Source organism: Arthrobacter sp. ISL-30 (genome assembly GCF_018613855.1).
GTDB lineage: Bacteria > Actinomycetota > Actinomycetes > Actinomycetales > Micrococcaceae > Arthrobacter.
On sequence record NZ_JAGGPK010000034.1, the window covers coordinates 26,245 to 47,812 of the forward strand.

Sequence of the window (21,568 nt, forward strand, 5' to 3'; positions counted from 1 at the left end):
GCGCATATCGTCGGCGTATCGAAAACCGCATACGCTCTTGCAACACCACGCCGCCTTAACTGGCAGCATGCCTCAAACCCCACTATCAGCACGAACAACGACCCGCCGGATTCACCGGCTCCTTGTCATCGGCCTGATAGTCATAACAGCGATCACAGCAACCCTCATCTACCCGTTGCTGAAATCCTCGTCCTCCGCGCCGTCGCCCTCCTCCTCGGCCCCATTCGCCTTGGATTCTCTTGATCGGGCGCACCATGGTGCACTTGGGGAGGCTGACGGTGTCGTCCCGGACGGCGTGACCGTCTTCGATGACGCGGTTCCGGCTGTGGCCAACCTCGATCCAAATCTACTCACGGCCCTCCGCCAGGCTGCAATGGATGCCCCGGACGACCGGGTCGAGTTCTACGTCTACAGCGGCTGGCGTTCCCCGGACTACCAAAATCATCTTCTCCACGAGGCGGTCTCCGAGTACGGGTCCGAAGACGAGGCTGCCCGTTGGGTAGCCACCGCCGCGACGTCTCCTCACGTGTCAGGGGACGCGATCGACGTCGGGCACTCCGACGCGACGGCGTGGCTGTCCGAACACGGCGCCCAGTACTGGCTGTGCCAGATCTACGGCAACGAAGCCTGGCACTACGAACTACGCCCCGAAGCGATCACTCACGGCTGCCCGCGTATGTATGCCGACCCCACCCAGGACCCGAGGATGCAACCGTGACCGGCAGCGAGCAAGGAAAGACGATGACCCAGCTAGACACGGCGGAGACCGGGCAGCGCGGCGCCGGCCACCGGGACACCGGCGCAGGCCACCGGGACACCGGCGCCGGGACCCGGCCCGCGTGCATCACCCAGGCGATACGCGACGCCTCCCGACCGGGCCCCTGGACGCGCGGCCCGGTGCTCGCGGCGCTGGCGCTGCTGCTCGGCCTGATCCTGCTGCTGCACGCCTGAATCATGGACCGCGGCGGCCTCGGCAGCCTGGTGGAGACCTTCCTGCCGTGGTTCGGCCTGTTCATCCCCGTGCTGCTGGCCGGGGCGCTATGGCGTCGCTCTGCCTCCGCGGTGGTGGCGCTGCTGTTGCCGATCATGGTGTGGCTGAACCTCTTCGGCGGCCTGCTCGGCGACAAGTCCCACCCGGGCGGGGACCTCACCGTGGTCGAGCACAACGTCGGCGCCGAAAATCCCGACCCGGTCGGCACCGCCCGCGGCCTGGCCGCCGCCGGTGCTGACGTGCTGGCACTGGTGGAGCTGACCCCGCAGGCCCTGGGCACGTACGAGGAGGAGTTGGCGAAGGCGTACCCTTACCACGCGGTGCAGGGCACGGTAGGGCTGTGGAGCCAACTGCCTCTTCGGACACTCAGCCGGTCGACGTCGGGTTGGCCAGGGACCAGGGGCCGCTGGCGGACACCGGGTCGGTCTCCGTCACGATGGACTCGACCCGGGCGCTGCGCACCACGGTGGCCACCGGCCAGGGGCCGCTGGCGGTTTATGTGGCCCACCTGGGGTCAGTACGGGTGTTTCTCAGGAACGGCTTTTGGACGGCAGAGCGGGACAACGGCGCGCAGGCGCTCGGCGAGGCCATCGCCGCCGAGCGGAAGGATCGGGTTGTGCTGCTCGGCGACTTGAACGGCAGCATGGATGACCGCGCGTTCGCCGGCATCACCTCGCAGATGCGCTCCGTCCAGGACGCGGCCGGAGACGGCTTCGGCTTCAGTTGGCCGGCGAAGTTCCCGGTCGTGCGGATCGACCAAATCCTGGTCCGCGGCGTGGAGCCGAAGAGTTCGTGGGTGCTACCGGCCACCGAGCAGCGACCACCTGCCCGTGGCGGCCGGAATCAGCTGGTGACCACTCTTGTTGTCCCGAGTAGCCGGCGGATGGCCGCGCAACCGTAGGCGCACTGCCGCGTAAGGTGGGAGAACAGAGAAAAGCCCTGGTCCGGGTTCACTGGATCAGGGCTTTTCGCTCTTCAAGCTTTGGGGAGTTTCTATGCTTTCAGGGTCCCGGCTTCCCAGTTCCTTGGGTTCCAGGGCTGTTGGGGTCTTGGGTTCATGGGTTCATGGGCTCGAAGGTTCCCAGTACGGTCTCTATCACCAGAAGTGGGCCACATCCACTACCAATCGTGAGCCGACCCCGGGGCCGTCGAGGGTGAGTACCCGGAACGGCAATCGTGCGCGCACACCCAAACCGAAGTCTGAGTAGCCCTCGTAGCTGCCGGCGGATACAACTTGCCGGAACGTCTGGTAACCGGTCACGTTGCTTAGCTCGTTCGGGTTGGCAGGGTTGTAGGTGGAGTTGCCGTTGGCGTCATAGGACGGCGCATTCACAGTTACTTGAAGGCGGGCGCCTCCCCTGACTGGAACCGTGTGACCTGATCCAGGTTGTGTAACGTTGTCGACGTAACGGACATGGTAGCCGGCCACCTTGCCGTTGAGGTCGATAACCATGCGGTCAAAGCAGGTGTGCCGCCCCGTCCGGACGTTCACCACTTGTGCCTCTGTGAAGCCGTCCCGGGATTCGGCCAGTGAACCCCATACGAGTCCGCAATAGGACGTTGTTGCCGAGGCCGGGCCCGGGGCGACGAGACCAAGCCCTGTGGCCATAAGTATTGCAATCAGCCACACGTGAAGTCTTTTCACTTTGGGCCACCTCCTTGAGTAGTTGGATACCTCAAGGCTAGGAGCATAAAAACGCATAGAGGAGGCTTGTTTCCGCTTCGGCGCACAACCGTTAATGAGGGCCGAAACGAGTCACGGGAGCGTGATTAAAGCGGCCCAATCCGAGCCGTTTTTGCAGGTTTGTAATCGGCTTATTGCCCGTTCGTTATGCCTGATAACGGTGCTGAACCCGAGCTGGACAAGGCGATCGGCCGGCTCTTCACGCCGCCCATGCTGTTGAAGGCAAAGGCGTCGACAACCACTTGGGGTTGCCGACGCCTTCTTTCCTCAGAATTGAACCTCCCATCGGCGCGAGCCAAACCTCAGGCACTCAGTTCGGCTGCGCTGACGACGGCGCTCCTCCCTCGGCTACTTCCAGACCACAGGCTTTCGAATCGAACCGGAGTCCCAACCCCACCGGCGCCCTATCCCGGATACTTGCCCTTTCCTATCCAAAGACTTCGCCGAACCTATGGAAAACCACGGGCTCCCTTGATCCAACGGCGGCATGGTTAACCCAGCAGAGTGCAGGAGGAGCCATGAAGCGCATAGCAGCCACCCGGTCCCTTGGCGGGTGCCCCAGCGGAAGCTCACAGGTCAAAGTGCCCAGCGGAGTCAGTTACCCGGCTACAGGGTGGTGGACGCCATCCGCCACTGAACGCCTGCCCGATCCTCTCGGCAACGGCATTCAAGACACGGGCCCCCAAATCTGGCCCGACTGTCGTGATTGAAAACGGCCGGGTGCATGTCATCACACGGGGAGCAGCCCGCAAAGAAGCTGGCCTTGCGGACCATTCGGTCACATCCGAGGGGGTGACACCAATGGGGTCCCAGCCTGGCCAGCAGGTGTTTCCGTGCCTTGCGGTTTCGCGGGCCTTCCTGTACGCCAACGACGCCGGCCAGAGGCCCCCTAAAAGGCCCCTAGCTTGGGGGAAAACGCGTCCCCGGGGTGTTTCCCGGCCTTCGCATGCACGCTGCGGCGAGCACGGCGCATGACATCCAGAGCGCTCCGCTGGGGCCGACCGGTGCGGCCAGCAGTCCGGCCGCGGCCGGCAGGCTCACCTGGCCCAGACGGTTCCCAAGCAGGCGGAGGGCAAGTGCCGCTCCCCTGGAAGCGGGCGGAACAGCCTGCGTAACGAGCGTCATAGTGATCGGCTGGCCCAGGCCCAGAAAGAAGCCTCCTATGGCAAGCAGGCTCGCCGCAATCCACGGAAGGTGAAAAAGCCACGGCAACATGGCAAGGGCAGTTCCTGCACCAGCAAGGCTGGCTATGACGAGACCTGGTCGGGTCCAACGGGCGAGGAGAACTGGCAGGAGCAGGCGGGATGCGATGGATGCGGCTGCACGCGTGGCTAGCAGGATGCCCACTATGACCGGGGGCACGCCTTTGTCTTCTCCTAGGAGCGGGAGGAACGCCACCAGGATGTCCGTGGTGGCCAGGAGGGCCAGGCTTGCCACCATATTGGTCCGCACTGCCGGGTAACGCAGCAGCGCGGCCACACTGTCCGGTCGGGATGGCGACGCCGCGCCCTTCGTGTCGGCGGGTGCCTGCTTCACTGCGGTCCCGAACGCGAACGGAACGGCGAGCACCGAAATGATTCCGGCGATGAGGAGTGCCGTATTGGCGTCCGAGAGACGCTCCCCGGCAGGAACTCCTTGAGCGGAGCCCATGGCGAGGCCGGCCAGGAGAGGGCCCACCATTTGTCCCACGGCGAAGGAAGCGGTGAACCACCCGAAGGCGGCGTCCATGTTTTTGAGGGGTACGAATCTGGCGATGGCGGACTGTCCCGCGATGGTGAAGCACAGGTGGCCCATGCCGAGCAATGCACTGGCAACGGTGACGAGAAGAAGGGACGGAGATACCGAGAGCACGAAGGGCCCGGCGGCCAGGAGCAGCGTTCCCACAGCCACAATCCCCCGAAGGGAACTGCGCCTATCCGATACCCTGCCCAGCCATAGAGCTGCGGCCACCGGCACCAGCGCGTACGACGCCGATGTCAGGCCGACAGTAACAGAGTCGCCGCCCAGCGCCAGGACTTTGTAGGAAATCAGCGGCCGCGCAAGATTCAGGGCGATCTGGCACAGGACGGCGGACGCGATCAGCATCCATAGCCATGTGCGTGACTGCGGCCGGTTGTTACTCAAGTGTCCTCCGTCGTTGTTGCCCTCCTGTCATCGGAAGTCGGCGCTGTTATCTCTTGCTACATCCAACAGGGTTGACTGGAACGCCACTTCCGCCGGGGCCCGGACCCTGTCGTGCCGGTGTGCCAGTAGAATCCTGCGGGACGGGGCGCTGGCACCCAGGGACACGATGCTGACACCAGGATGTTTGTTCACCACGGCCGTTCGCGGGGCAAGGGCTATGCCCAGGCCTACGCTGACCATGGCCTGGGCTTCCTGGTAATCGTTGGCGTGAAACGCTATCCGGGGCGAGAATCCTGCGGCCTGTGCACTCCTGTGAAGCACTTCGACCACGGGGTGTTCTTCTTCGCGGACGATCCATTCCTCCTTGGCCAGATCGCCCATGTCCACCTGCTTGCGGCGGGCGAGCCTGTGGTCCTTGCCCACGATCAGGGCCGTGGCATCCTCGAAGACGGTGGTGAGTGCGAAGTTCTCCGGATTAAGCCGGTTCCATTCGTAATCCCAGAGGAGAGACATCCCCACTTGGCCGTTTTCGAGCATCTCAATCAGGTCATCAAAGCGACTACTGCGTACATGCAGCTCGATCGCGGGGTACTGCTTCTTAAATCTGCTGATGACGAGCGGCAGAAAAGAACCGCCCAGGGTCGGAAAGGTCCCCATGGTGAGGCTTCCTCGGTTTAGCCCTGCGATTTCGGCCAGATCCGCCTCGGCCGCCGCCATCTGGCGCAGGATTCTGCGTGTGTGCGCCGTGAGGACATGGCCGGCGTCGGTTGGCACCATGCCCCGGGCCTGCCGCTGAAGCAGCGGCTGCCCGACTTCCGCTTCGAGTCGGCGCAGCTGCTGCGAAACACCCGATGGCGAGTAAATGTGCTTCTCGGCGGCGGCAGTAATCGAACCAAGTTCGACGACGTCCAGCAGAAGTTCCAGTCTTTTGACGTTCAGCACGGATACTCCTCCTTGAAGATCAAGTTAAACCCCCAACAGGATTCTATACATAGTCTTCATGTACGGCGCTTCGAAAGCCATTTTTCGGCACTCCCCGCACTCTAACATCCCAGAAACATTGGCCAAAAGCGCCAAAACTCCCGAGAGAATGAAGTAAACGTGCATACAACTGCATTTTTTGCCCGCTGGTAATTCATCCAGGGCTGGCACGACACTGAGGTAGGCCAAGAAGGTCTGAGGGCCCAAGGAAGGGCTTTTGGAAAGGTGTTGAAAGCGATCGTGTTAAAGATTCCTGCTACGTGGATGCGCGGAGGAACCAGCAAGTGCTGGGTCTTCGAATGGGACAGCCTGCAGGTTCCGGGGAAGAGCGTCGATGAGGTCCTTTTGCGTCTCTTCGGAAGCCCCGATAACCGCCAGATCGATGGTGTAGGCGGCGGGACGTCCACCACTAGCAAGGCTGTGATTCTTTCCCGCTCCATCGCTGAGGACGCCGATGTCGACTACACCTTCGCCCAGGTCGGCATCGAGGAACAGCGGGTGGACTGGGGCAGCAACTGCGGCAACTGCTCTGCTGTCGTCGCCCCCTACGCCATCCAGCGTGGCTGGGTAAACGCCGGCCAGGACAGTACAGCCGTCAGGGCCCTGAACACGAACACGAACCAATATTCCGGAACGCAGATGATCCCGGGCGTTCCGTTCCCGGGAATGCCGGTAGGTATGGGCTTCTTTGACCCCGCCGGAAGGACGACGGGCAAGCTCTTCCCCACCGGCGAGCCGGTGGACAAGTTGACCTTCGACGGACGCCAGGTGGCGGCGACTCTTATCGACGCCGGCGCTCCCGTGGTCGTCCTGGAAGCTGAAGCCGTAGGCCTGACCGGCCATGAGATCGCAGCGGAAATCGAGCGACGGGCTGATGTGTCTTAGGCAGCAGATGAGCGGGGTCTTCCACCACAGGTCGCTGGTGGCCTTAAGGCTCATGTTGCCATCCCCTGCACGACACATTCCCGCCGCATCGCGATAAACTGGATCAGTCATGATCGGTGCTCCGCTCCGTCTTCTGGCTTGGTTCGTCATCCTAGCGACCCTCCTGTCGGCCTGTGCGCCCGCGATCAGACTCGATGAGGTCGCCACCGATCGACCGATCCAGACCTCCTCGGCCCCGCCAGCCGCACGCGATGACGTCCCCGCTCCTCACCGGACCCCGTCCCCCACCCCGACATCGGTTCCCACGCCGACCCCGGTGCCCCAGGCGTTCGCCCTCAACCTCTACCAGGAGGGGGACTTCGTGCCGCAATACACCTTTGACTGGTGTGTGGCGGCGAGCATCCAGATCATGCACAACCTCATCGACGACACAAGGGCCGGCACCTGGGCCGATCGCGTTCAGCAGGGCGAGCTGTGGGAGATGGCCCGGGCACGGTCGTCCAACTCGTTCAACGGCGCCAATCCCTTGGGTTGGGCGCAAGTGCTGAACGAGGTCCGAATGGGGCCGTACGCCGTCGTCAGCATCGCTGACTACGAGGAAGCGCTGCAGACCGCTGCGCGCGCCATCGCCGACACGGACCGGCCAGTCGGGCTGGTCCTGTGGCGCGGTCGCCACGTATCTGTGATGAGCGGCTTCGAGTCATTCGGCGATCCCGACCAGTTCCCGGAGTTCTCGGTCACCGGCATCCGCGTCCAAGATCCGCTCTACCCGTACGGCGGCGAGCAATGGGGCCCGTCCCCTGCGCCCAACAGCCTGCTCACTCCCGAGCAGTTGGCGACGCAGTTCGTCGTCCGCGAGCCGCGACGCTGGAGCAGCGATCTGCCGACCGGCTACATGCTGGTGCTGCCGCTCGACCAGGCCTGACCAAACCTTCGCGCTAGTCGCGGTTCTTGCGCTTCCCGTCCGTGCCGTCCCCGGCACGACGAATGGAAGGCCGACATCGCCCCCTCGGAAGCCGTCATCGGGTGTCAGCCGGTCAATGAGCAGTTGGTCGGCGGCATCATCTAGCAGCGCGAGTCGCCGGCAGGGGCACTGGCCGATCGGTCGAACGCCCCGAGCGGTACGGTTAAGTTGTGACGCTGACCCATGAAGGTTCCAGGGACGTAGCGGGCACTCTTGAAATCTGAAGACCGCTGGACGTAGATGGTGGCAGACAAAACACCCGAGGAGGTCACCATGACGGTCGCATTCAACCACACCATCGTCTATGCAACCGACAAGCGCCGTTCGGCAGAGTTCCTGGCCAACGTGCTCGGACTGCCAGAACCCCGACCCATGTGGTCCTTCATGACCGTGCCCCTCGACCACGGAGTGACCCTCGATTTCGCCACGGCGGACCGGCCCATCTCCTCACAGCACTACGCCTTCCTGGTCAGCGAGGAGGACTTTGACGGAATCTTCGCAAGGATCCAGGCCCAGGGCATCCCCTACTGGGCGGACCCGGGACGGTCCCGCCCACAGCAGATCAACCACAACGACGGCGGACGCGGCGTCTACTTCGCGGATCCTGACGGGCATTTCCTCGAGGCGATCACGCGTCCATACGGATCGGGTGCTGCATGAAGTCCCAGACGCTCAGTCCAGATCATGCTGCTACCGCCGGGAAGAAGCCGTTTGCGACGTTTGTTGGCTTGAGATGCTTTGGGAGGCGTAGTCGGAAGTTGCGCGCCGACTAGAAGTGGTCACCGCCGTTGGCTTTGACGGCCAGGACCGGCCGGTCCGCCTGCATCAGGATGCGCTGGGCGCGGCTGCCGAGGATGAATTTGCCGCCTGGGTTCGGTGTCGCAGCCCGATGACGATCAGGGAGGCATCTAGTTCACGGGCGACTTCGAGGAACTCGACGGCGAGGTCGTGCTGGTACGGCGGCTGGATAACTTTTGCGTTCACGCCGGCGTCCGCGGCGCGCTGTGCAGCCTGCTCCAAGACATCGGAAGGCGCCACGGACTTGTCCACCAACGCGCCTTCACGGGCAAGGTGTCATGTCGCACTACATTTCGAGTAGACCAAGTAGTCATGTCACTGCGCCTCCAAAAAGACGAGTACCCAGCACTGTTCCGCCATATGCCTATTCGGGGGAACATGGGCCTCATGACTGCTTGTATTGGGGAATCTGCAGCTCTTATCCACCGTTGCCGATGCTGCGGAGAAGAAACAGACCATTGGTTCTGCCAAGACTGCACCGATCGCGTTGGCAACGGCGACAGCTCACCCGGCCAGGAAGCCATCACGCCACCAGGGCTTTCCCATAAAAGGGCGCAGGCCGGTACCTGAGGACGCAGACAACGCGAATTAGATCCACTGCTTGCCGTGCCGCCCGGGCCCGCATCCATTCGGCGAAGGAGGTGCTCTCGGGCAGCCGTTCGCCCGGAATCTTGCCCCACAGGACGTGCAGGTAGGCGAGGGTGAATTCAACGCCTGACCAGGTGAAGCTGGCGGTGTATGGGGGCGGGCGAACTGGTGCTGTGGACCGTCAATAGGCGGCAGCACGATTTCCCCGACCGGCCTGAGGGCCGCACCGCTCGGTGTCGTAGAGGAAGGCGTTCCCCGTTGCCGGCGGACCCTTCCGGCACGTCCGAGGTGGTGACCGCCACCGGGGGCCGAGCGTGACCAGTAGGTGTTTAGGGCTTGGAGTTGCAGCGGGCTTGGTGGATACCGACGTCCTCTACAGGGCCCACGATGCGTTAGGGTGCCATTTCGCCGCGGCGGAACCGCAGCTCCCGCAGTGCCCCGTTCAGGGGTGAGCCGGTGACGGGCAAGGCCTCTAGGTCAATGGCTGAGGCAGCGCTGAGCGCGATGGTATTGGCGGTGGCGGCTGCCCGGGGAGGAAGGCCGAAGGTGGCGGCGAATTCCTGCCAGTGCCTTGCCCGCAGCCCTTTTACTTTGCCTGCGACGGTGAGAGCCATCATGTCATCGCCGTAGAGGAGGGTGCAATGGATGTCATAGACCGGCGCAACACCCCGCCGCCGGTCTATAAGCTGGAGACTGACTGACGGAAGGCTGGCGCCATGCGGAAACTGATCTACGGCATGAACCTGACCCTGGACGGCTACATCGCGGCGGCCGGCGATGACATCGGCTGGAGCGGGCCGAGCGACGAACTGTTCCAGTGGTGGCTCGACCAGGAGCGGGCAAGCGGCCTGTCGCTGTACGGGCGCAAGCTGTGGGAGACAATGAGCTCCTACTGGCCGACTGGCGACCAGCAGCCCAACGCCACCCTGGCGGAGATCGAGTTCGCGCGGAACTGGCGGGACACGCCGAAGGTGGTGTTCTCCTCGACGATCGACAAGGTCGACTGGAACACCCGCCTGGTCACCGGGGATGCGATCGCCGAGATCACCCGGCTCAAGGCCGAGGACGGCGGCCCCATGAGCGTCGGCGGCGCAACGCTCGCCGGGGCGGCCATGCGTGCCGGGCTGATCGATGAGTACGTGCTGGCCACTTATCCGGTTCTGGTGGGCGGCGGCACGCCCTTCTTCACGGCGCTGGACAGTTGGGTGAACCTGAACCTGGTGGAGACGCGGACGTTTCCCGGCGGGGTCGTCCTGACAAGGTACGAGACGAGGCGCTGAGCGCGATTCCTCCATGCAGTCGGGGAAGTACATCCACCACCAGCGGCAGCACGTCGGTGCCCAGACGGTCGGTCATGGGACACCTTCGGGATATCAGAAGACGTGCCCGGCAGGCTCGGAACTTAGGCGGCCGTCGGATTCCCGTAAGACCCGCCTGCAAAACTGCCCTGTGACGGTGCCTATATTGCTAAACAGCGGGAAGCCCGCCAATCCTGATTGATGATTGCAACGTAGAGACGGACAGACTTGATGAGCCCACAGGCCCGCATCCGTAGGCTAACAGGTTCACAAAGCGTTGATTATCGGCCTTGAACAACGGGAGTTGCAGTGGATGTGGGAACTCCTGCGCCGATAGCGGATATGACGTCATTGCCCTGGGGCGACCCCATCCAGCCCCGTTACATTTATTCCGTCCCCGAGGGCCGGGGATTTGGTCGCTGGACCTGGTATGACTTTCTTGCCCTGTCACTGATGATCCGGGGGGTGTTGTCGCCAGGTTCGGAGACACGCGTTGACTGCTGATAGGGACACGGCCGGCTCCTTCCGCGGGGGCCAGGTCTCTTTGTAACGTGGGTGCCAGCATCGGGTGTCGTGACTGCGGCCAGAAGTGGTGCAAAGGAGCGGCCGGATGGACGAAGGATACGAGGTCTACTGCGGGCTTGATGTCGGCAAGTCTGAGCATCACGCCGCGGCGTTGAACGCGGTCGGGGAACGGGTATTCGACAAGCCGTTACCGCAAGACGAAGCCCGGCTGCGCGAGCTTTTCACCGGCCTGCAACAGCACGGCCAGGTCCTGGTGATCGTGGACCAGCCCAACACCATCGGCGCACTGCCGATAGCGGTGGCGCGGGACTGCGGCTGCACCGTTGCCTACCTGCCCGGCCTGGCGATGCGCAAAGCCGCTGACCTGTACCCCGGAAAGTCCAAAACGGACGCGCGGGATGCGTTTATCATTGCCGAGACGGCACGTGCGATGCCGCACACGCTGCGGGCCGTAGACCGGGACAGCGAAGTGCTCGCAGCGCTGAAAGTGCTTTCCGGATTCGACGCGGACCTGACCCACGAATGCACCAGGGCAATCAACCGTTTGCGGTCCCTGCTGCTGCAAATCTTCCCCGCCCTGGAGCGCGTCTTCCCGGGAACAGTGCTGACCCGGTCCCTGGTCCTGGAGCTGTTGATCAAGTACTGCGGGCCGACCGGCTTGCGGGGCGCCGGTCGATCCAACGTGCTGCGCTGGGCCAGAAACCACAGCCGGAAGGACCCGGTGAACCTGGTTGACGCGATCTTCGCGGCCCTGGGCGAGCAGACGGTCACTGTCATCGGCACCGAAGCCGTCGAACTGGTCATCCCCCGCGTCGCGGCGCAAATCAAGGAGCTCAAACACCAGCGCGCCATCGTCGCCGAAGAAGTCGAAAAGCTCCTCGATGACTTCCCTCTTTCCCAGGTCTTGATGTCCATGCCGGGAGTCGGCATCAAGACCGCAGCGACGATACTCCTGACCATCGGCGATGCCGGCACCTTCACCTCCGCCGGACACCTGGCTGCCTACGCCGGCATCGCCCCGGTGACACGACGCTCCGGCACCTCAATCCGCGGTGAATTTCCCGCACGCTCGGGGAATAAGCAGCTCAAGAACGCGCTGTTCAGATCCGCATGGATCGCCAGCTGCCACCACCCGGCATCGAAGGCCTACTACCAAAAGAAACGAGACCAGGGGAAGAAGCACAACGCTGCCGTCATCTGTCTCGCTCGGCGCCGCTGCGACGTCATCTACTCAATGCTCAGAAACGGCACCTTCTACGAGGAGAAACCCGCCCAAGCCGCTTGACGGAAAGCATAGGGACACCCCCCGGATCATTGACGTGGTCGTTTGCCCTCAGCGTCACCGTGAACGGAACCAGTGAGAACACCTCAACAACAGTGAGTTGGCCCGGTTGTGTCGGGGACTCCGGGGAACTGCACCTGCCGTTCATCAACCGCGGCCACCGGAGGCGGGCTGGCCGAACGCATGCGAAAAAGCGCCACGGCGGAAATGAGGAACCAAGCTACGTTCGTTACCACAGATGGCCATGCTCCATGAAACGCGCCGTTGACAATGAAGGCACAAGCGCCGAGAAGATTCGCCGTCTGGAAGCGCCTTCCGGCCTTCAACCAACCCATGGACACACCCAGGTATGCAACGAGTATCGCAACTGCGCCTGCCCAGCCGGCGACTTCCCACAGCAGCTCCATTTGTGGTGACCTTTCAAGATAGTGCCCGGCGGCTAGCGGCTGGGCGATTTGTTGATGATGGGCTTTAGGTCAATCTTGGTAGAGGAGTTGACGGGATTTCCACCTGTTTCCCAGGGCACCGCAGCTTCAGCCGTGGTTCCTTGTCCTTAGGAGGCATACTCGAAGGCGAACAACGCTTGTGGCCCTGTTGGACGAGTGCAGCCTTGTCCCGTCCAACAGGGCCCAACGAGCTGGATCGATTCCTCCGTCGAGTCAGCTTTAGTGGGAGTATCGTGCTGCTGCCTCGGTGAGGGTCTTGCCCTTCGTCTCCGGAGCGAGCCACTGGGATAGTGCGGCACCGGCCAGCGCGACTTCAGCGGCGATCAGCATGGTGGGACCGGCACCGAGGATCTCCATCGAACATCGGGAGGAGGAAAATGCCGATGCCTGCCCCGACGCGGCTGACGGCGGCCGCGAACCCTGTCCCGATCCCTCGGATCTCGGTCGGGAGGACCTCGCCCGGTAGACGTTCGTCAACGTGTTGCACCCCGCGTTGAAAGAACGAGAAAACCAGGAAGATGATAAGCACAACGATGGCAGGCGCGCCCGCCCACAGGCCGATGATCGCCAGGACGACGGCGCACAGCCACTGCGGCGGAACAGTCAGCGTGCGGCGGCCCGCCTTTTCGATCAGCAAGAACGTGATGACCGCCGGCCAGGGCACGCTGTCAGCGAAGGTAGGGATCGCAAAGTACGGTGTCAGGGCGCAGAACCTGAAACCCTGAGATGAACAGTGTGGAGCGCCAGTACTCCTTAGAGAACAGCATGCCGAGGCTGCCCTTGCGAACGTCCTCATGCTGGACGTCGTCAAGCGCGTCGTCCGGCATGTACCTATAGGCAAGGGCGCGGGCTTCGTTTTGCGCGCCCCGCAGCCGGGCCGGCGAGGGTCTCCCAGGGATCAGTTGACCGGCACGTTCTCCGTCGCCTCTAGGTCGAGACGTTTCGGTGCATGGGCGACGTTTCGGCCGGCGAGCCGGCCGGAGACCATTGCCCAGCCGATGTGTAGGCCGTGGTTGAGGAGTTGGAGGCCTCCTTGTCCAGTGGACCCGGCGGCCCAGAGTCCAGGAATTGCTTCGCCGTTGGCCTGTGTCACGCGCAGCTGGGTGTCGACGGCCAGACCGCCGTCGGCAAGGGTGATGTAGGCGTTCATGGGGCCAAGAGCGTAGAACGGCCCCTCGCTGACTCCGTCGCCAAGATGTTGGCGGCCGAACCGGCTGTCCACTCCGGTGGCGACGTCGGCGTTCCATTCCTCGACAGTGGACTTCAGAACTGAGGACGTTACTCCGATGCTCGTGGCGAGTTCCTCGATGGTTTGGGCTCGGTGGTAGACGTCGGGCCGGTATCGCTTGTAGTCATCGACATAGGCGTAGGCCACGCCCGGGAAGGTAGAGACGGGGTTCGGCCATGCGGAGAACTTCCTGGCCACGCGTTCGTCGAAGATCATGTAGGCGGTGTTTTTCTCGTCGGCGGCTGCGGCTCGCGCCATGAGTTTGTCGGAGTCCTCGTTGGCTATCCGTTCCCCGGAATGGCCTACGAGGATGGCTCCTGCCTGGTACATCGTGTTGTTCGGGCCCACCCAGCTGGTGAGGGCGCCACGAATAACGTAGGCCAGCAGATTCTTTGGCAGTCGCTCGACCACGAGGCGCATGGCCGTGGACAGCAGCGGGTGCGAGGGCAGAATCTTGATGGGGTCGGGGCGTTTTGAGGGGGCGAAGCGTAGTCCCTCGTAGAGCCGGTCCATTTGGACCATGATTCCGCCGACGTCGTTGCCCAGCTTGAGCCCGTCCCCGGTGCTATTGGGGTTGACGGGCGGAATCTTGGCGGCGGCGTTTCCGACGAACTCGGCTTTCATCTCTATGGAGGCGGAGTAGTCGCCGGTAGCCAGGATGACGCCGCGGCGGCCGAAGAAGTCGGTGCCATTCGCCCGGGTTCCGATGATCTCACCCGCGGCGTTGCGCAGGAGCCTATCCACGCGCATGGACGTGCGCACGTCCACGCCGCGTTTCCTGCATTCGCCCAGCAGGGCCGACGCGTAGGCGGAGGAGTTCGGTAGGACGTTGTGCATCCGTGGTTTCTCGTAGGGCGGTTCGGGTGTTGGGCCGAGGAACTGTACACCGATGCTGGAGAGCCATTCCACGGTGGGCCCTGCGTTTTCCGCCAGGACCCGGCGCAGTTCCTTGTTCTCCCGTTCCTCGAACTGGCCATTGGCCACCTTCATGTCTGCCACGAAGAGTTCGATGCTGTCGTTGACGCCGGCGCGGTACTGGTAGGAGGTGTTAGCCGCCGTGAACGACCCGACCGACATCGCCGTGCTGCCCCCGACCTTTGGACACTTTTCGAGCAGGATGACGGTGGCTCCACTAGTCGCTGCGGAAATAGCTGCACTCATTCCTGATCCGCCACCACCAATGACGAGGACATCTGCTGTTGTGGTCATGCTGTTCCTCCATGTGTCATTTGGTGCCCGAGTTGATAAGTGACGGGGCGCGGTTGGATCGGCCGGCGGAAGCGGCATGTTGCGATGCGGATCGCCCGGCCCAGCGTCCGGTGATGTATCCAGGGGCCAACCCGCCGGCGTAGCCGTAGTTTGACAGCCCGCCGATGTCGGCACCTGCGGCGTAGAGGCCAGGGATGGGCCGGCCGTCAGGGCCAAGCGCCTCGCCTTCCGTGTTGGTGCGCACTCCTCCAAAGGTGAAGGTGATGGATGGCTGGACCATCAGCGCGTAGAACGGTCCTTGCTCCGGGGCGCGGGCCTTGCTTGAGACCTTGATGCCGCAGGCCACTCCACCGCCGCCGTCAACGGCATGCGTGTAGGCCTCCAGGGTCCGGCCGAGCGCCTGCCGGTCGATTCCCCAGGCCGCGACCTGGTCCAGCAGTTCGGGAAGGGTATCGGCCACGGCATAGGTGCCACCGGCTTGCACGGCTGTGGCGAACCGGTCGTTGGCTCCTAGCCCGGGGAACGGTTCCTCGGTCGCCTCAGTGCTGCGCACGTGCTCGTCAAAAATCAGCACGCCGCGGGCTTGGGGTTGGAAGGTGAGTGCCTGGTTGAGCAGTTCGTCGCCTTCCGTTTCGTCCGTGAACCGCTCTCCGACCAGGTTCACAAGGACGGTGGAGCCGGAGTAGTACTGCGAGTACGGCAAGTAGTCCTCTGGCTGGAACCGGTAAATGGGATAAGGAACGAGGTGCCCGTAGAAGGTGCTCATAGCCTTCGTGCCCCCGGCCCCGGCCGAGCGGGCCAGCCTCAGCCCGTCCCCGACGCTGCCGGGGTTGGACCGCAGCATCAGTCGATCGGCGTTCGGACCTATGTGGCGTGTCAGCTCATCGGGGGCTCCTTGGAAGCCGCCGGTGGCCAGAACGACGGCGGCCGCTTCGTAGCGCACAAGCCCGTCCCCGTCCTCGCGGGTAACCACACCCGTGACGCTGCCGCCGTCGTACAGCAGCTCGATCACGGGCGCGTTGGTGTGCACCTGGCCTCCAGCTGTGAGGACTTCCTCCCGGCACCAGGCCAGGACTCCTTGAATGTCGGTGGAGTAACCGATGCCGAAGGTCATGATGTCCCGTTTGGGCTCATCGGCCACTCTCAGACCGGATTTACGCAGCTCGGCCAGCGCATCCTGGTAGTCGCCGACCACATGGGTCCCCAACTCGACGTTTCCCAGCGGAATGCGGGCCCGGTAGGCCTCGACGGTGGGTGCGGTCCAGAACATCCCTGCCGACAGGGCTGCCGAGCCGCCGATGCTCTCCGATTTCTCCAGCAGCGCCACCGTCGAGCCGGACCTTGCCGCGGTCATGGCAGCGGCTGAACCGCTGACACCGGACCCGACCACGACGACGTCCACCTTTCGAGTCTCGTCAAAACTTTCATAATGGGACATGGAAGTACTCCCCTGGTTTGGAATGTTGTTCAGGCATTGCTGAGGGCAAGCCTTGAGGAGGCGTGCTCGGCCACGATGCGGCCGAAGACGGCGCCTTTGCCCAGGGAGGTGCCGGTCATGTACGCCGCGCCGTGGAATCCGCCGGTGACTTCTCCAATTGCGTAGAGCCCGTCGATGACTTCGCCGTCGACGTCGAGGACCTGCCCCCGAGGGCTGATCGTCAGGCCGCAATACGTAGTTGTCATCAGCGACTTGGCCGGGTACGCATAGAAAGGCGCCTCATCGATGGGCAACAGCTCACCCACTCCATTGCACAGGCTGCTTCGACCGACATCATCCGGCTCCTCACCGCGCACAGCCGCGTTGTATCGGCGGATGCTCTCGACGAGACCCTCCCTGTCAATGCCGGCCATCTCGGCCAGTTCCTCGAGCGTGTCGGCCTTGTACACATGCCCGATGTCCTCGAGTGTGTCGATGTCCTTTAGCGGGATGCCCCGGTGGGACTTCGCCCGGACTTTCGCGTCGAAAATTTCGAAGCCGAGCCCCTCGGGCTGATCCAGGACCACACGGCCGAGAGTCTTGTAGTCCTGCGACTCGTCGACGAAGCGCCTGCCGTTTTTGTTCACGATGACAGCCCCCATGTAATAGGCCGTCAGCAGCTCATGGAAGTCCTCTCCTGTGTCCGGGTGGGATCCGTAGGTGCCGCTGACGAACGACATGTCGGCCATGCCAGCTCCGAGCCTCCAGGCCATCCGCAGTCCGTCCCCGGTGTTCCCCTTTCCCCCGTAGGGGATGGCGGCCAGCTGTTCCGGGGCGAAGATCTTCAGCAACTCCGTTCCGCGGCTGAACCCCCCGGTGGCCAGGACTACCCCGCCGGTGGCAGTGAACAGCTCCTCCTGCTCTTCCGACCGGGTAATCACTCCCGTCACGCGTCCGGAGACATCCTGCACAAGCCGCACCGCCTGTCGGTTGAGCAGGGTCTGCCCTCCGGTCGCGGTGAAGTCGCGATGGAGTATGGCCAGGACTTCTTTGATTAAGGAGTTGTGGCTGCGACGTGCAGACTGCCCGGAGCTGATCTCGACCTCTCGGAACTCGACTCCGTGGCGCTTCAACCATTGGTATGTGTCCTGCTGGTGGGTGAGGTATGCCTGCAGCAGGGAAGGGTCGTTGAGATTCTGGCCGGCATCGAGCATGTCTTGCAAGAAAAGCTCGGGAGAATCCCTAATGCCTTCCGAGGCCTGCTCCTCGGTGCCGGTGAAGGCGAACCAGCCACCGCTCATCGCGGAAGAACCGCCAAGGTTTCCGGTTTTTTCCAGAAGGATGACTTTCAATCCAGCTTCTGCTGCTGAGGTTGCGGCCGTCTGCCCGGCGATGCCGGAGCCGACGACGATCAGATCGTAAGTTTGTTCAGGCATGGCAAAGTGCACGCTCGCTTTCAGGTGTATTGCAAAAGGTTTGGACGGCGGCCGCCGTGTTCAGGGGCCTCCTGCTTGGTGGTCAGCAGGTGAGCCAGCCGCCGTTGATGTCCAGGCTGGTGCCGGTGATGTAGCTGGCTTGGTCGCTGATAAGGAAGGCTACGGCGTCGGCGATCTCCTCGGGCTTCGCGAAGCGTTTCATCGGCACCTGGCCCAGAAGCCTCTCGTCAATGGGAACCTCGCCCATCATCGGGGTCTGAACGAAGCCGGGCGCGATGCCATTGACCCGGATCCGCCGGACGGCCAGCTCGTGTGAGAGGCTGGCGGTCAGGTTTTGCAGCGCCGCCTTTGACGCCCCATAAGCCACACTGCTGGGCAGGTACAGGCCGAAGCCTGCATCGGCGGGGCCACCTGTGCCCAGCTTCGCCGTGATGGAGAGCAAGTTCACGATGCTCGCGCTGCCGTCTGTAGGCATGTACCGGAATGCCTCTCGGATAAGAAAGAACGGGGCGCTGACGTTGACCGCCATCACCTGGTTCCATGCGTCGTCGCCGAGCTCGAAGAAAGGAATCTTCCGGCCATTGCGTTTCGGGGAAATACCGACGGCATTGACCAAAACACCGATGGGCGCAGTCTCGGCCGCGAAGGCTGCCAGCTCACGGTTGACACCGCTGTCGGTCAGATCACCGCCGAAACCTCGGTGATCCGCGCCATCGATCTCGGGAAGCCCGGCCGCGGCTTGGTCCGCAGCGGCTTGATTGAGGTCGGCCACGACGACGGCATAGCCCTCGGCGGCGAGGCGGCGGCTGATTGTCCGGCCGATACCGCCGGCCCCGCCTGTGACGATTGCCGTGCGGGTGAGAGTGCTCCCTGCCGGCACTGCCTGGACAGTGGACTCGGTGATCGTGACATCCATGCCCTGCACCTCAATTCCCGTTGAACGCCGTATGGGCGTCGTTGACGGAAACGGGCAGTGAACGGATGGGTGAGAAAGACGTGGGATACATGATTTTGTTCTCCATGGTCATGATCATCGGGCGGATGACGGCCAGGCACTCCTGCCACTGTCTGCTCTTGGCTAATTCAGCCCGGCGGGTTCGCCGATCCTCGAGGTCGGTGTAGGCCCAAAAATGGTTCAGCTCGTTCTGGGGGCCGAACTCAGTGACGAAGTATCCGAGGAAGCCCCGGAGGATTGGCTTTTGCGCGGGGAGCCCGATCACTTCATACGCCTCCAGGTACTCCGCGAGACTGGCCCCGGTGTGCAGGATGTACGTGCGCTGCTCGACGATCATCGGTTACTTCACCATCGCGTTGGTCGGGGCCTGGACATCCGGATCACCAGTTTCGGCGGCCGGTACGTAGCGTCCAAACCGATGCGACTTCCCTTCGAGGGTCTTGCCGTCGCCCATCAGGAACATGTTGACCAGTGCGGCAACGATGGTGACGACCCAGAAGATCGTGATCGAAACGGTGTTGCCGTCGCTGATGGTCATCAGCCACGAGGCGAGGAAAGGTGCAGGGGCCGCAAAAATAAGGTTCGACCCCGTCAGCGCAAGTGCCGAGCCCGTGTAGCGCATATGCGTGGGGAAGGCTTCGGCGAAGAGCGCCCCCTGCCCGGCATTGCCGAACTGCGCCGAGACGAGAGCGAACGCCACGACCCCGAGGGCCAGCGGGAAGCTGCCCAGATTCGCCACTGGGAAGAAGATGAAGGCTGCCAGCAGGGTGCCGGCCGAGCCGACCATGAGGATCTTGCGGCGGCCGTACACATCGGACAGTCGGCCACCGCACCAGATCGCGATCACGGACAGGAAATTGGAGATCATGATGATGGTGAACGTCTGGCTTTGGGTGAATCCATGGGTGGTGAGGTAGCTGATGCCGAAGACGGAAACGATGTAGAACGTGATGACGATGGGGGCGAACGCGAGGATCAGGCGAAGAATAGTCACGCCCTGGGTTTTCATCACAATCACGGGATTGGTCTGCTCGGCCGCAAGCTCCTTCACGCCCTCCTTGAACACTGGAGTCTCTTCGACCTTGAGACGGATATAGATACCCACCGCTACAAGGAAGATACTGAGCAGGAACGGCACCCGCCAGCCCCAGGAGAGGAAGGCCTCCTCGCTCAGCACGCCGGAGAGGACCGCAAGCATGAGGTTGGCCAGCACCTGGCTGATCGGCGAGCCCATCGCCATGAGAGCTCCGTAGAAGGAGCGCCGGTCTGCCGGCGCATGCTCCATCGTCATGAGCTGAGCCCCCGTGGCCTCACCACCGAGCGCAACTCCCTGAATGAAACGCATGAGGACCAGCGCCAACGGTGCAATGAATCCGATTGAGGAATAGGGCGGCAACAGCCCGATGATCATTGACGCCGCCCCCATCAGGATGAAGGTCGTCAGAAGGATCCTGCGGCGGCCGAACCGGTCCCCCAGAAAACCGAAGACGATGCCTCCCAACGGACGGGCGAAGAAGCCGACTCCGAAGGCAGCGAAAGAGGCCAGCAACCCGATTGCCGGGTCAAGTTTGTTGAAGAACACCACGGGAAAAACGGTTGCCGACATCGCTCCGTAGACGGCGAAGTCGAACCATTCCAGAGCCGAGCCGAAGGTTCCGCTGACGACGGCGCGCTTGGCCTGGGGTGGAGCTGGCGTACGGGGCCGCAGCGGACGTTTCACGTACGGGATTGGGGTGGGCTGACTCATCAGGACTCCTTTGTCGGGTGAGCGGATTGTTTGGAGATGCCAGGGCCGGCGGTCGGTCGTGGATTCTTGGTCCGGCGTTGTGCCCTGTCGTACCTGGAAGTGATGCAACCGTAGCCCGCCCGTTGTGCATGGAGCAATAGATGTTAGAGTAATTGCGTGCTACGCAATGAAGAGTCCTCACGTGTTGAAGCGGTCCATCGAGCATTGGTCCTCTTGAAGATGATGGCCGAAAACGGTTCTATCAGCGTCACAGAGGCCGCAAAGGAACTTGACGTTAACCCCTCGACGGCGCAACGCCTGCTCGCCACTCTGGTCGGAGACGGCTTCGCACGCCAGGGAGTACAAAAACGCTACTCCCCCGGCCCCGAGTTCCTGCGGCCCGGCATGATGCAGCCTGTTCCACCCCTGCGTCTTCGCGCTCGGCCATACCTGGAGCGCCTATTTGAACGGGTGGGTGAGACGGTTCACCTTGCGACACTCGTCGGGACCGAAATTCACCATCTCGATGGCATCGAAGCCACCACGCAGCCATTGCGCTTCGGCTTGAGAACCGGTGTCACGCTTCCTGCCCATGTCACTTCAGCAGGCAAGGCAATGCTCGCCGATCTAACTCCCGAGGAGGTTGAGGCCCGATACAAGATCGCCGCGGTGGGACCCGGTCGGGGCAATGCGAAAGTTGATCTTGCCCGAATCCAAAGGGAACTGGAAAAAACCCGGCGCCTGGGCGTGGGCACAAACTACGAGGAAAGCGAAGACGGCGTTGCCGCTCTCGCCGTCTCCTTGGGTGTGATCGACGGCGAGCATGCCGCATTCAGCATCGCCCTCCCCAGTGCCCGGTTCACCCGGGAAGATGCAAAACGACTTGCGAGCAGTCTCGTTCAAACAGCCAAGGAGTTTAGCGAGCACGAAATCTCTGCACCGGCCAAATGACCTGATAATCGACGGACAGGGCCGCAGGAGCGCAGGGTAGACCGCTATGAGGGGCCGCCCCTAAGCCTTGATCCACCGAT

The 21,568-nt window shown here is 63.0% G+C and carries 19 protein-coding genes and 2 pseudogenes; 8 read left to right on the forward strand and 13 right to left on the reverse strand.

The annotated features are described in order from the left end of the window. The first annotated feature begins 67 nt into the window (after positions 1-67). Together J7E82_RS14285 and J7E82_RS21330 are read left to right on the forward strand one after the other, a co-directional pair. Positions 68-718: a M15 family metallopeptidase gene (locus J7E82_RS14285; protein WP_214863748.1), complete on the forward strand. Its 651-nt coding sequence runs from the start codon at positions 68-70 to the stop codon at positions 716-718. Positions 719-855: 137 nt separating this feature from the next. Next, positions 856-1,845, forward strand: a pseudogene (locus tag J7E82_RS21330) (endonuclease/exonuclease/phosphatase family protein). A gap of 242 nt (positions 1,846-2,087) precedes the next feature. Here the strand turns inward: J7E82_RS21330 and J7E82_RS14305 are convergent. From J7E82_RS14305 to J7E82_RS14315, 3 genes are all read right to left on the reverse strand, one after another. Next, the gene (locus J7E82_RS14305) at positions 2,088-2,636 is read right to left on the reverse strand and encodes a hypothetical protein (protein WP_214863757.1); all 549 of its coding nucleotides are present in this window, start codon (positions 2,634-2,636) and stop codon (positions 2,088-2,090) included. Positions 2,637-3,575: 939 nt separating this feature from the next. Next, positions 3,576-4,799 (reverse strand): MFS transporter, encoded by a 1,224-nt coding sequence (locus J7E82_RS14310; RefSeq protein ID WP_251041907.1) that lies wholly within the window; start codon positions 4,797-4,799, stop codon positions 3,576-3,578. A 27-nt stretch (positions 4,800-4,826) separates the two neighbouring features. Continuing rightward, the gene (locus J7E82_RS14315; protein ID WP_214863759.1) at positions 4,827-5,741 is read right to left on the reverse strand and encodes a LysR family transcriptional regulator; all 915 of its coding nucleotides are present in this window, start codon (positions 5,739-5,741) and stop codon (positions 4,827-4,829) included. A gap of 279 nt (positions 5,742-6,020) precedes the next feature. Here J7E82_RS14315 and J7E82_RS14320 point away from each other — a divergent pair, with 279 nt between their 5' ends. The 3 genes from J7E82_RS14320 to J7E82_RS14330 all read left to right on the forward strand — a co-directional run bounded on the left by J7E82_RS14320 (position 6,021) and on the right by J7E82_RS14330 (position 8,289). Continuing rightward, positions 6,021-6,665 carry a PrpF domain-containing protein gene (locus tag J7E82_RS14320; protein ID WP_308113842.1) on the forward strand — a complete coding sequence of 215 codons (645 nt, stop codon included), beginning with the start codon at positions 6,021-6,023 and terminating at the stop codon, positions 6,663-6,665. 316 nt (positions 6,666-6,981) lie between these two features. Then, positions 6,982-7,590: a hypothetical protein gene (locus J7E82_RS14325; RefSeq protein ID WP_308113843.1), complete on the forward strand. Its 609-nt coding sequence runs from the start codon at positions 6,982-6,984 to the stop codon at positions 7,588-7,590. A 312-nt stretch (positions 7,591-7,902) separates the two neighbouring features. Then, on the forward strand, positions 7,903-8,289 hold the full coding sequence (locus tag J7E82_RS14330; RefSeq protein WP_214863762.1) for a VOC family protein: 387 nt from the start codon (positions 7,903-7,905) through the stop codon (positions 8,287-8,289). A 109-nt stretch (positions 8,290-8,398) separates the two neighbouring features. On the opposite strand, the pseudogene J7E82_RS14335 reads toward J7E82_RS14330, so the two are convergent. Then, a pseudogene (locus J7E82_RS14335) lies at positions 8,399-8,697 on the reverse strand (universal stress protein); the annotation flags it as partial. A gap of 710 nt (positions 8,698-9,407) precedes the next feature. Further along, positions 9,408-9,632 carry a hypothetical protein gene (locus J7E82_RS14340; protein ID WP_251041908.1) on the reverse strand — a complete coding sequence of 75 codons (225 nt, stop codon included), beginning with the start codon at positions 9,630-9,632 and terminating at the stop codon, positions 9,408-9,410. Between the two features lie 99 nt (positions 9,633-9,731). Here J7E82_RS14340 and J7E82_RS14345 point away from each other — a divergent pair, with 99 nt between their 5' ends. Then, entirely contained in the window at positions 9,732-10,295 is a 564-nt protein-coding gene (locus tag J7E82_RS14345) for a dihydrofolate reductase family protein (RefSeq protein ID WP_214863764.1), read from the forward strand. Positions 10,296-10,923: 628 nt separating this feature from the next. Beyond that, entirely contained in the window at positions 10,924-12,123 is a 1,200-nt protein-coding gene (locus J7E82_RS14350) for an IS110 family transposase (protein WP_214863766.1), read from the forward strand. 756 nt (positions 12,124-12,879) lie between these two features. On the opposite strand, the gene J7E82_RS14360 is transcribed toward J7E82_RS14350, so the two are convergent. The 8 genes from J7E82_RS14360 to J7E82_RS14395 form a co-directional block, all read right to left on the reverse strand. After that, complete coding sequence (locus tag J7E82_RS14360; RefSeq protein WP_214863770.1) at positions 12,880-13,230, reverse strand: MFS transporter; 351 nt, start codon at positions 13,228-13,230, stop codon at positions 12,880-12,882. A 4-nt stretch (positions 13,231-13,234) separates the two neighbouring features. Next, positions 13,235-13,393 (reverse strand): hypothetical protein, encoded by a 159-nt coding sequence (locus J7E82_RS14365; protein WP_214863772.1) that lies wholly within the window; start codon positions 13,391-13,393, stop codon positions 13,235-13,237. A 71-nt stretch (positions 13,394-13,464) separates the two neighbouring features. Next, a complete protein-coding gene (locus tag J7E82_RS14370) occupies positions 13,465-15,003 on the reverse strand; it encodes an FAD-dependent oxidoreductase (RefSeq protein ID WP_214863773.1) in 1,539 nt (512 codons plus the stop codon). Positions 15,004-15,019: 16 nt separating this feature from the next. After that, on the reverse strand, positions 15,020-16,441 hold the full coding sequence (locus J7E82_RS14375) for an FAD-dependent oxidoreductase (protein ID WP_214863775.1): 1,422 nt from the start codon (positions 16,439-16,441) through the stop codon (positions 15,020-15,022). A 29-nt stretch (positions 16,442-16,470) separates the two neighbouring features. Next, positions 16,471-17,856, reverse strand: coding sequence for a flavocytochrome c (locus J7E82_RS14380; RefSeq protein WP_214863777.1), 1,386 nt, complete (start codon positions 17,854-17,856; stop codon positions 16,471-16,473). Positions 17,857-17,938: 82 nt separating this feature from the next. Beyond that, positions 17,939-18,772 (reverse strand): SDR family NAD(P)-dependent oxidoreductase, encoded by an 834-nt coding sequence (locus tag J7E82_RS14385; protein ID WP_214863779.1) that lies wholly within the window; start codon positions 18,770-18,772, stop codon positions 17,939-17,941. 10 nt (positions 18,773-18,782) lie between these two features. Beyond that, positions 18,783-19,148 carry an NIPSNAP family protein gene (locus tag J7E82_RS14390; protein WP_214863781.1) on the reverse strand — a complete coding sequence of 122 codons (366 nt, stop codon included), beginning with the start codon at positions 19,146-19,148 and terminating at the stop codon, positions 18,783-18,785. A 3-nt stretch (positions 19,149-19,151) separates the two neighbouring features. Then, a complete protein-coding gene (locus tag J7E82_RS14395; protein ID WP_214863783.1) occupies positions 19,152-20,558 on the reverse strand; it encodes an MFS transporter in 1,407 nt (468 codons plus the stop codon). A gap of 156 nt (positions 20,559-20,714) precedes the next feature. Between J7E82_RS14395 and J7E82_RS14400 the strand changes: the two genes are divergently transcribed. Then, positions 20,715-21,488: an IclR family transcriptional regulator gene (locus J7E82_RS14400; RefSeq protein ID WP_214863785.1), complete on the forward strand. Its 774-nt coding sequence runs from the start codon at positions 20,715-20,717 to the stop codon at positions 21,486-21,488. The last annotated feature ends 80 nt before the right edge of the window (positions 21,489-21,568 follow it).

Coding starts and splice junctions, on each gene's coding strand:
- J7E82_RS14285 (WP_214863748.1), top strand. CDS start 68: ATGCCTCAAACCCCACTATCAGCACGAACAACGACCCGCCGGATTCAC.
- J7E82_RS14330 (WP_214863762.1), top strand. CDS start 7,903: ATGACGGTCGCATTCAACCACACCATCGTCTATGCAACCGACAAGCGC.
- J7E82_RS14340 (WP_251041908.1), bottom strand. CDS start 9,632: ATGATGGCTCTCACCGTCGCAGGCAAAGTAAAAGGGCTGCGGGCAAGG.
- J7E82_RS14345 (WP_214863764.1), top strand. CDS start 9,732: ATGCGGAAACTGATCTACGGCATGAACCTGACCCTGGACGGCTACATC.
- J7E82_RS14350 (WP_214863766.1), top strand. CDS start 10,924: ATGGACGAAGGATACGAGGTCTACTGCGGGCTTGATGTCGGCAAGTCT.
- J7E82_RS14365 (WP_214863772.1), bottom strand. CDS start 13,393: ATGCCGGACGACGCGCTTGACGACGTCCAGCATGAGGACGTTCGCAAG.
- J7E82_RS14370 (WP_214863773.1), bottom strand. CDS start 15,003: ATGACCACAACAGCAGATGTCCTCGTCATTGGTGGTGGCGGATCAGGA.
- J7E82_RS14375 (WP_214863775.1), bottom strand. CDS start 16,441: ATGTCCCATTATGAAAGTTTTGACGAGACTCGAAAGGTGGACGTCGTC.
- J7E82_RS14380 (WP_214863777.1), bottom strand. CDS start 17,856: ATGCCTGAACAAACTTACGATCTGATCGTCGTCGGCTCCGGCATCGCC.
- J7E82_RS14385 (WP_214863779.1), bottom strand. CDS start 18,772: ATGGATGTCACGATCACCGAGTCCACTGTCCAGGCAGTGCCGGCAGGG.
- J7E82_RS14390 (WP_214863781.1), bottom strand. CDS start 19,148: ATGATCGTCGAGCAGCGCACGTACATCCTGCACACCGGGGCCAGTCTC.
- J7E82_RS14395 (WP_214863783.1), bottom strand. CDS start 20,558: ATGAGTCAGCCCACCCCAATCCCGTACGTGAAACGTCCGCTGCGGCCC.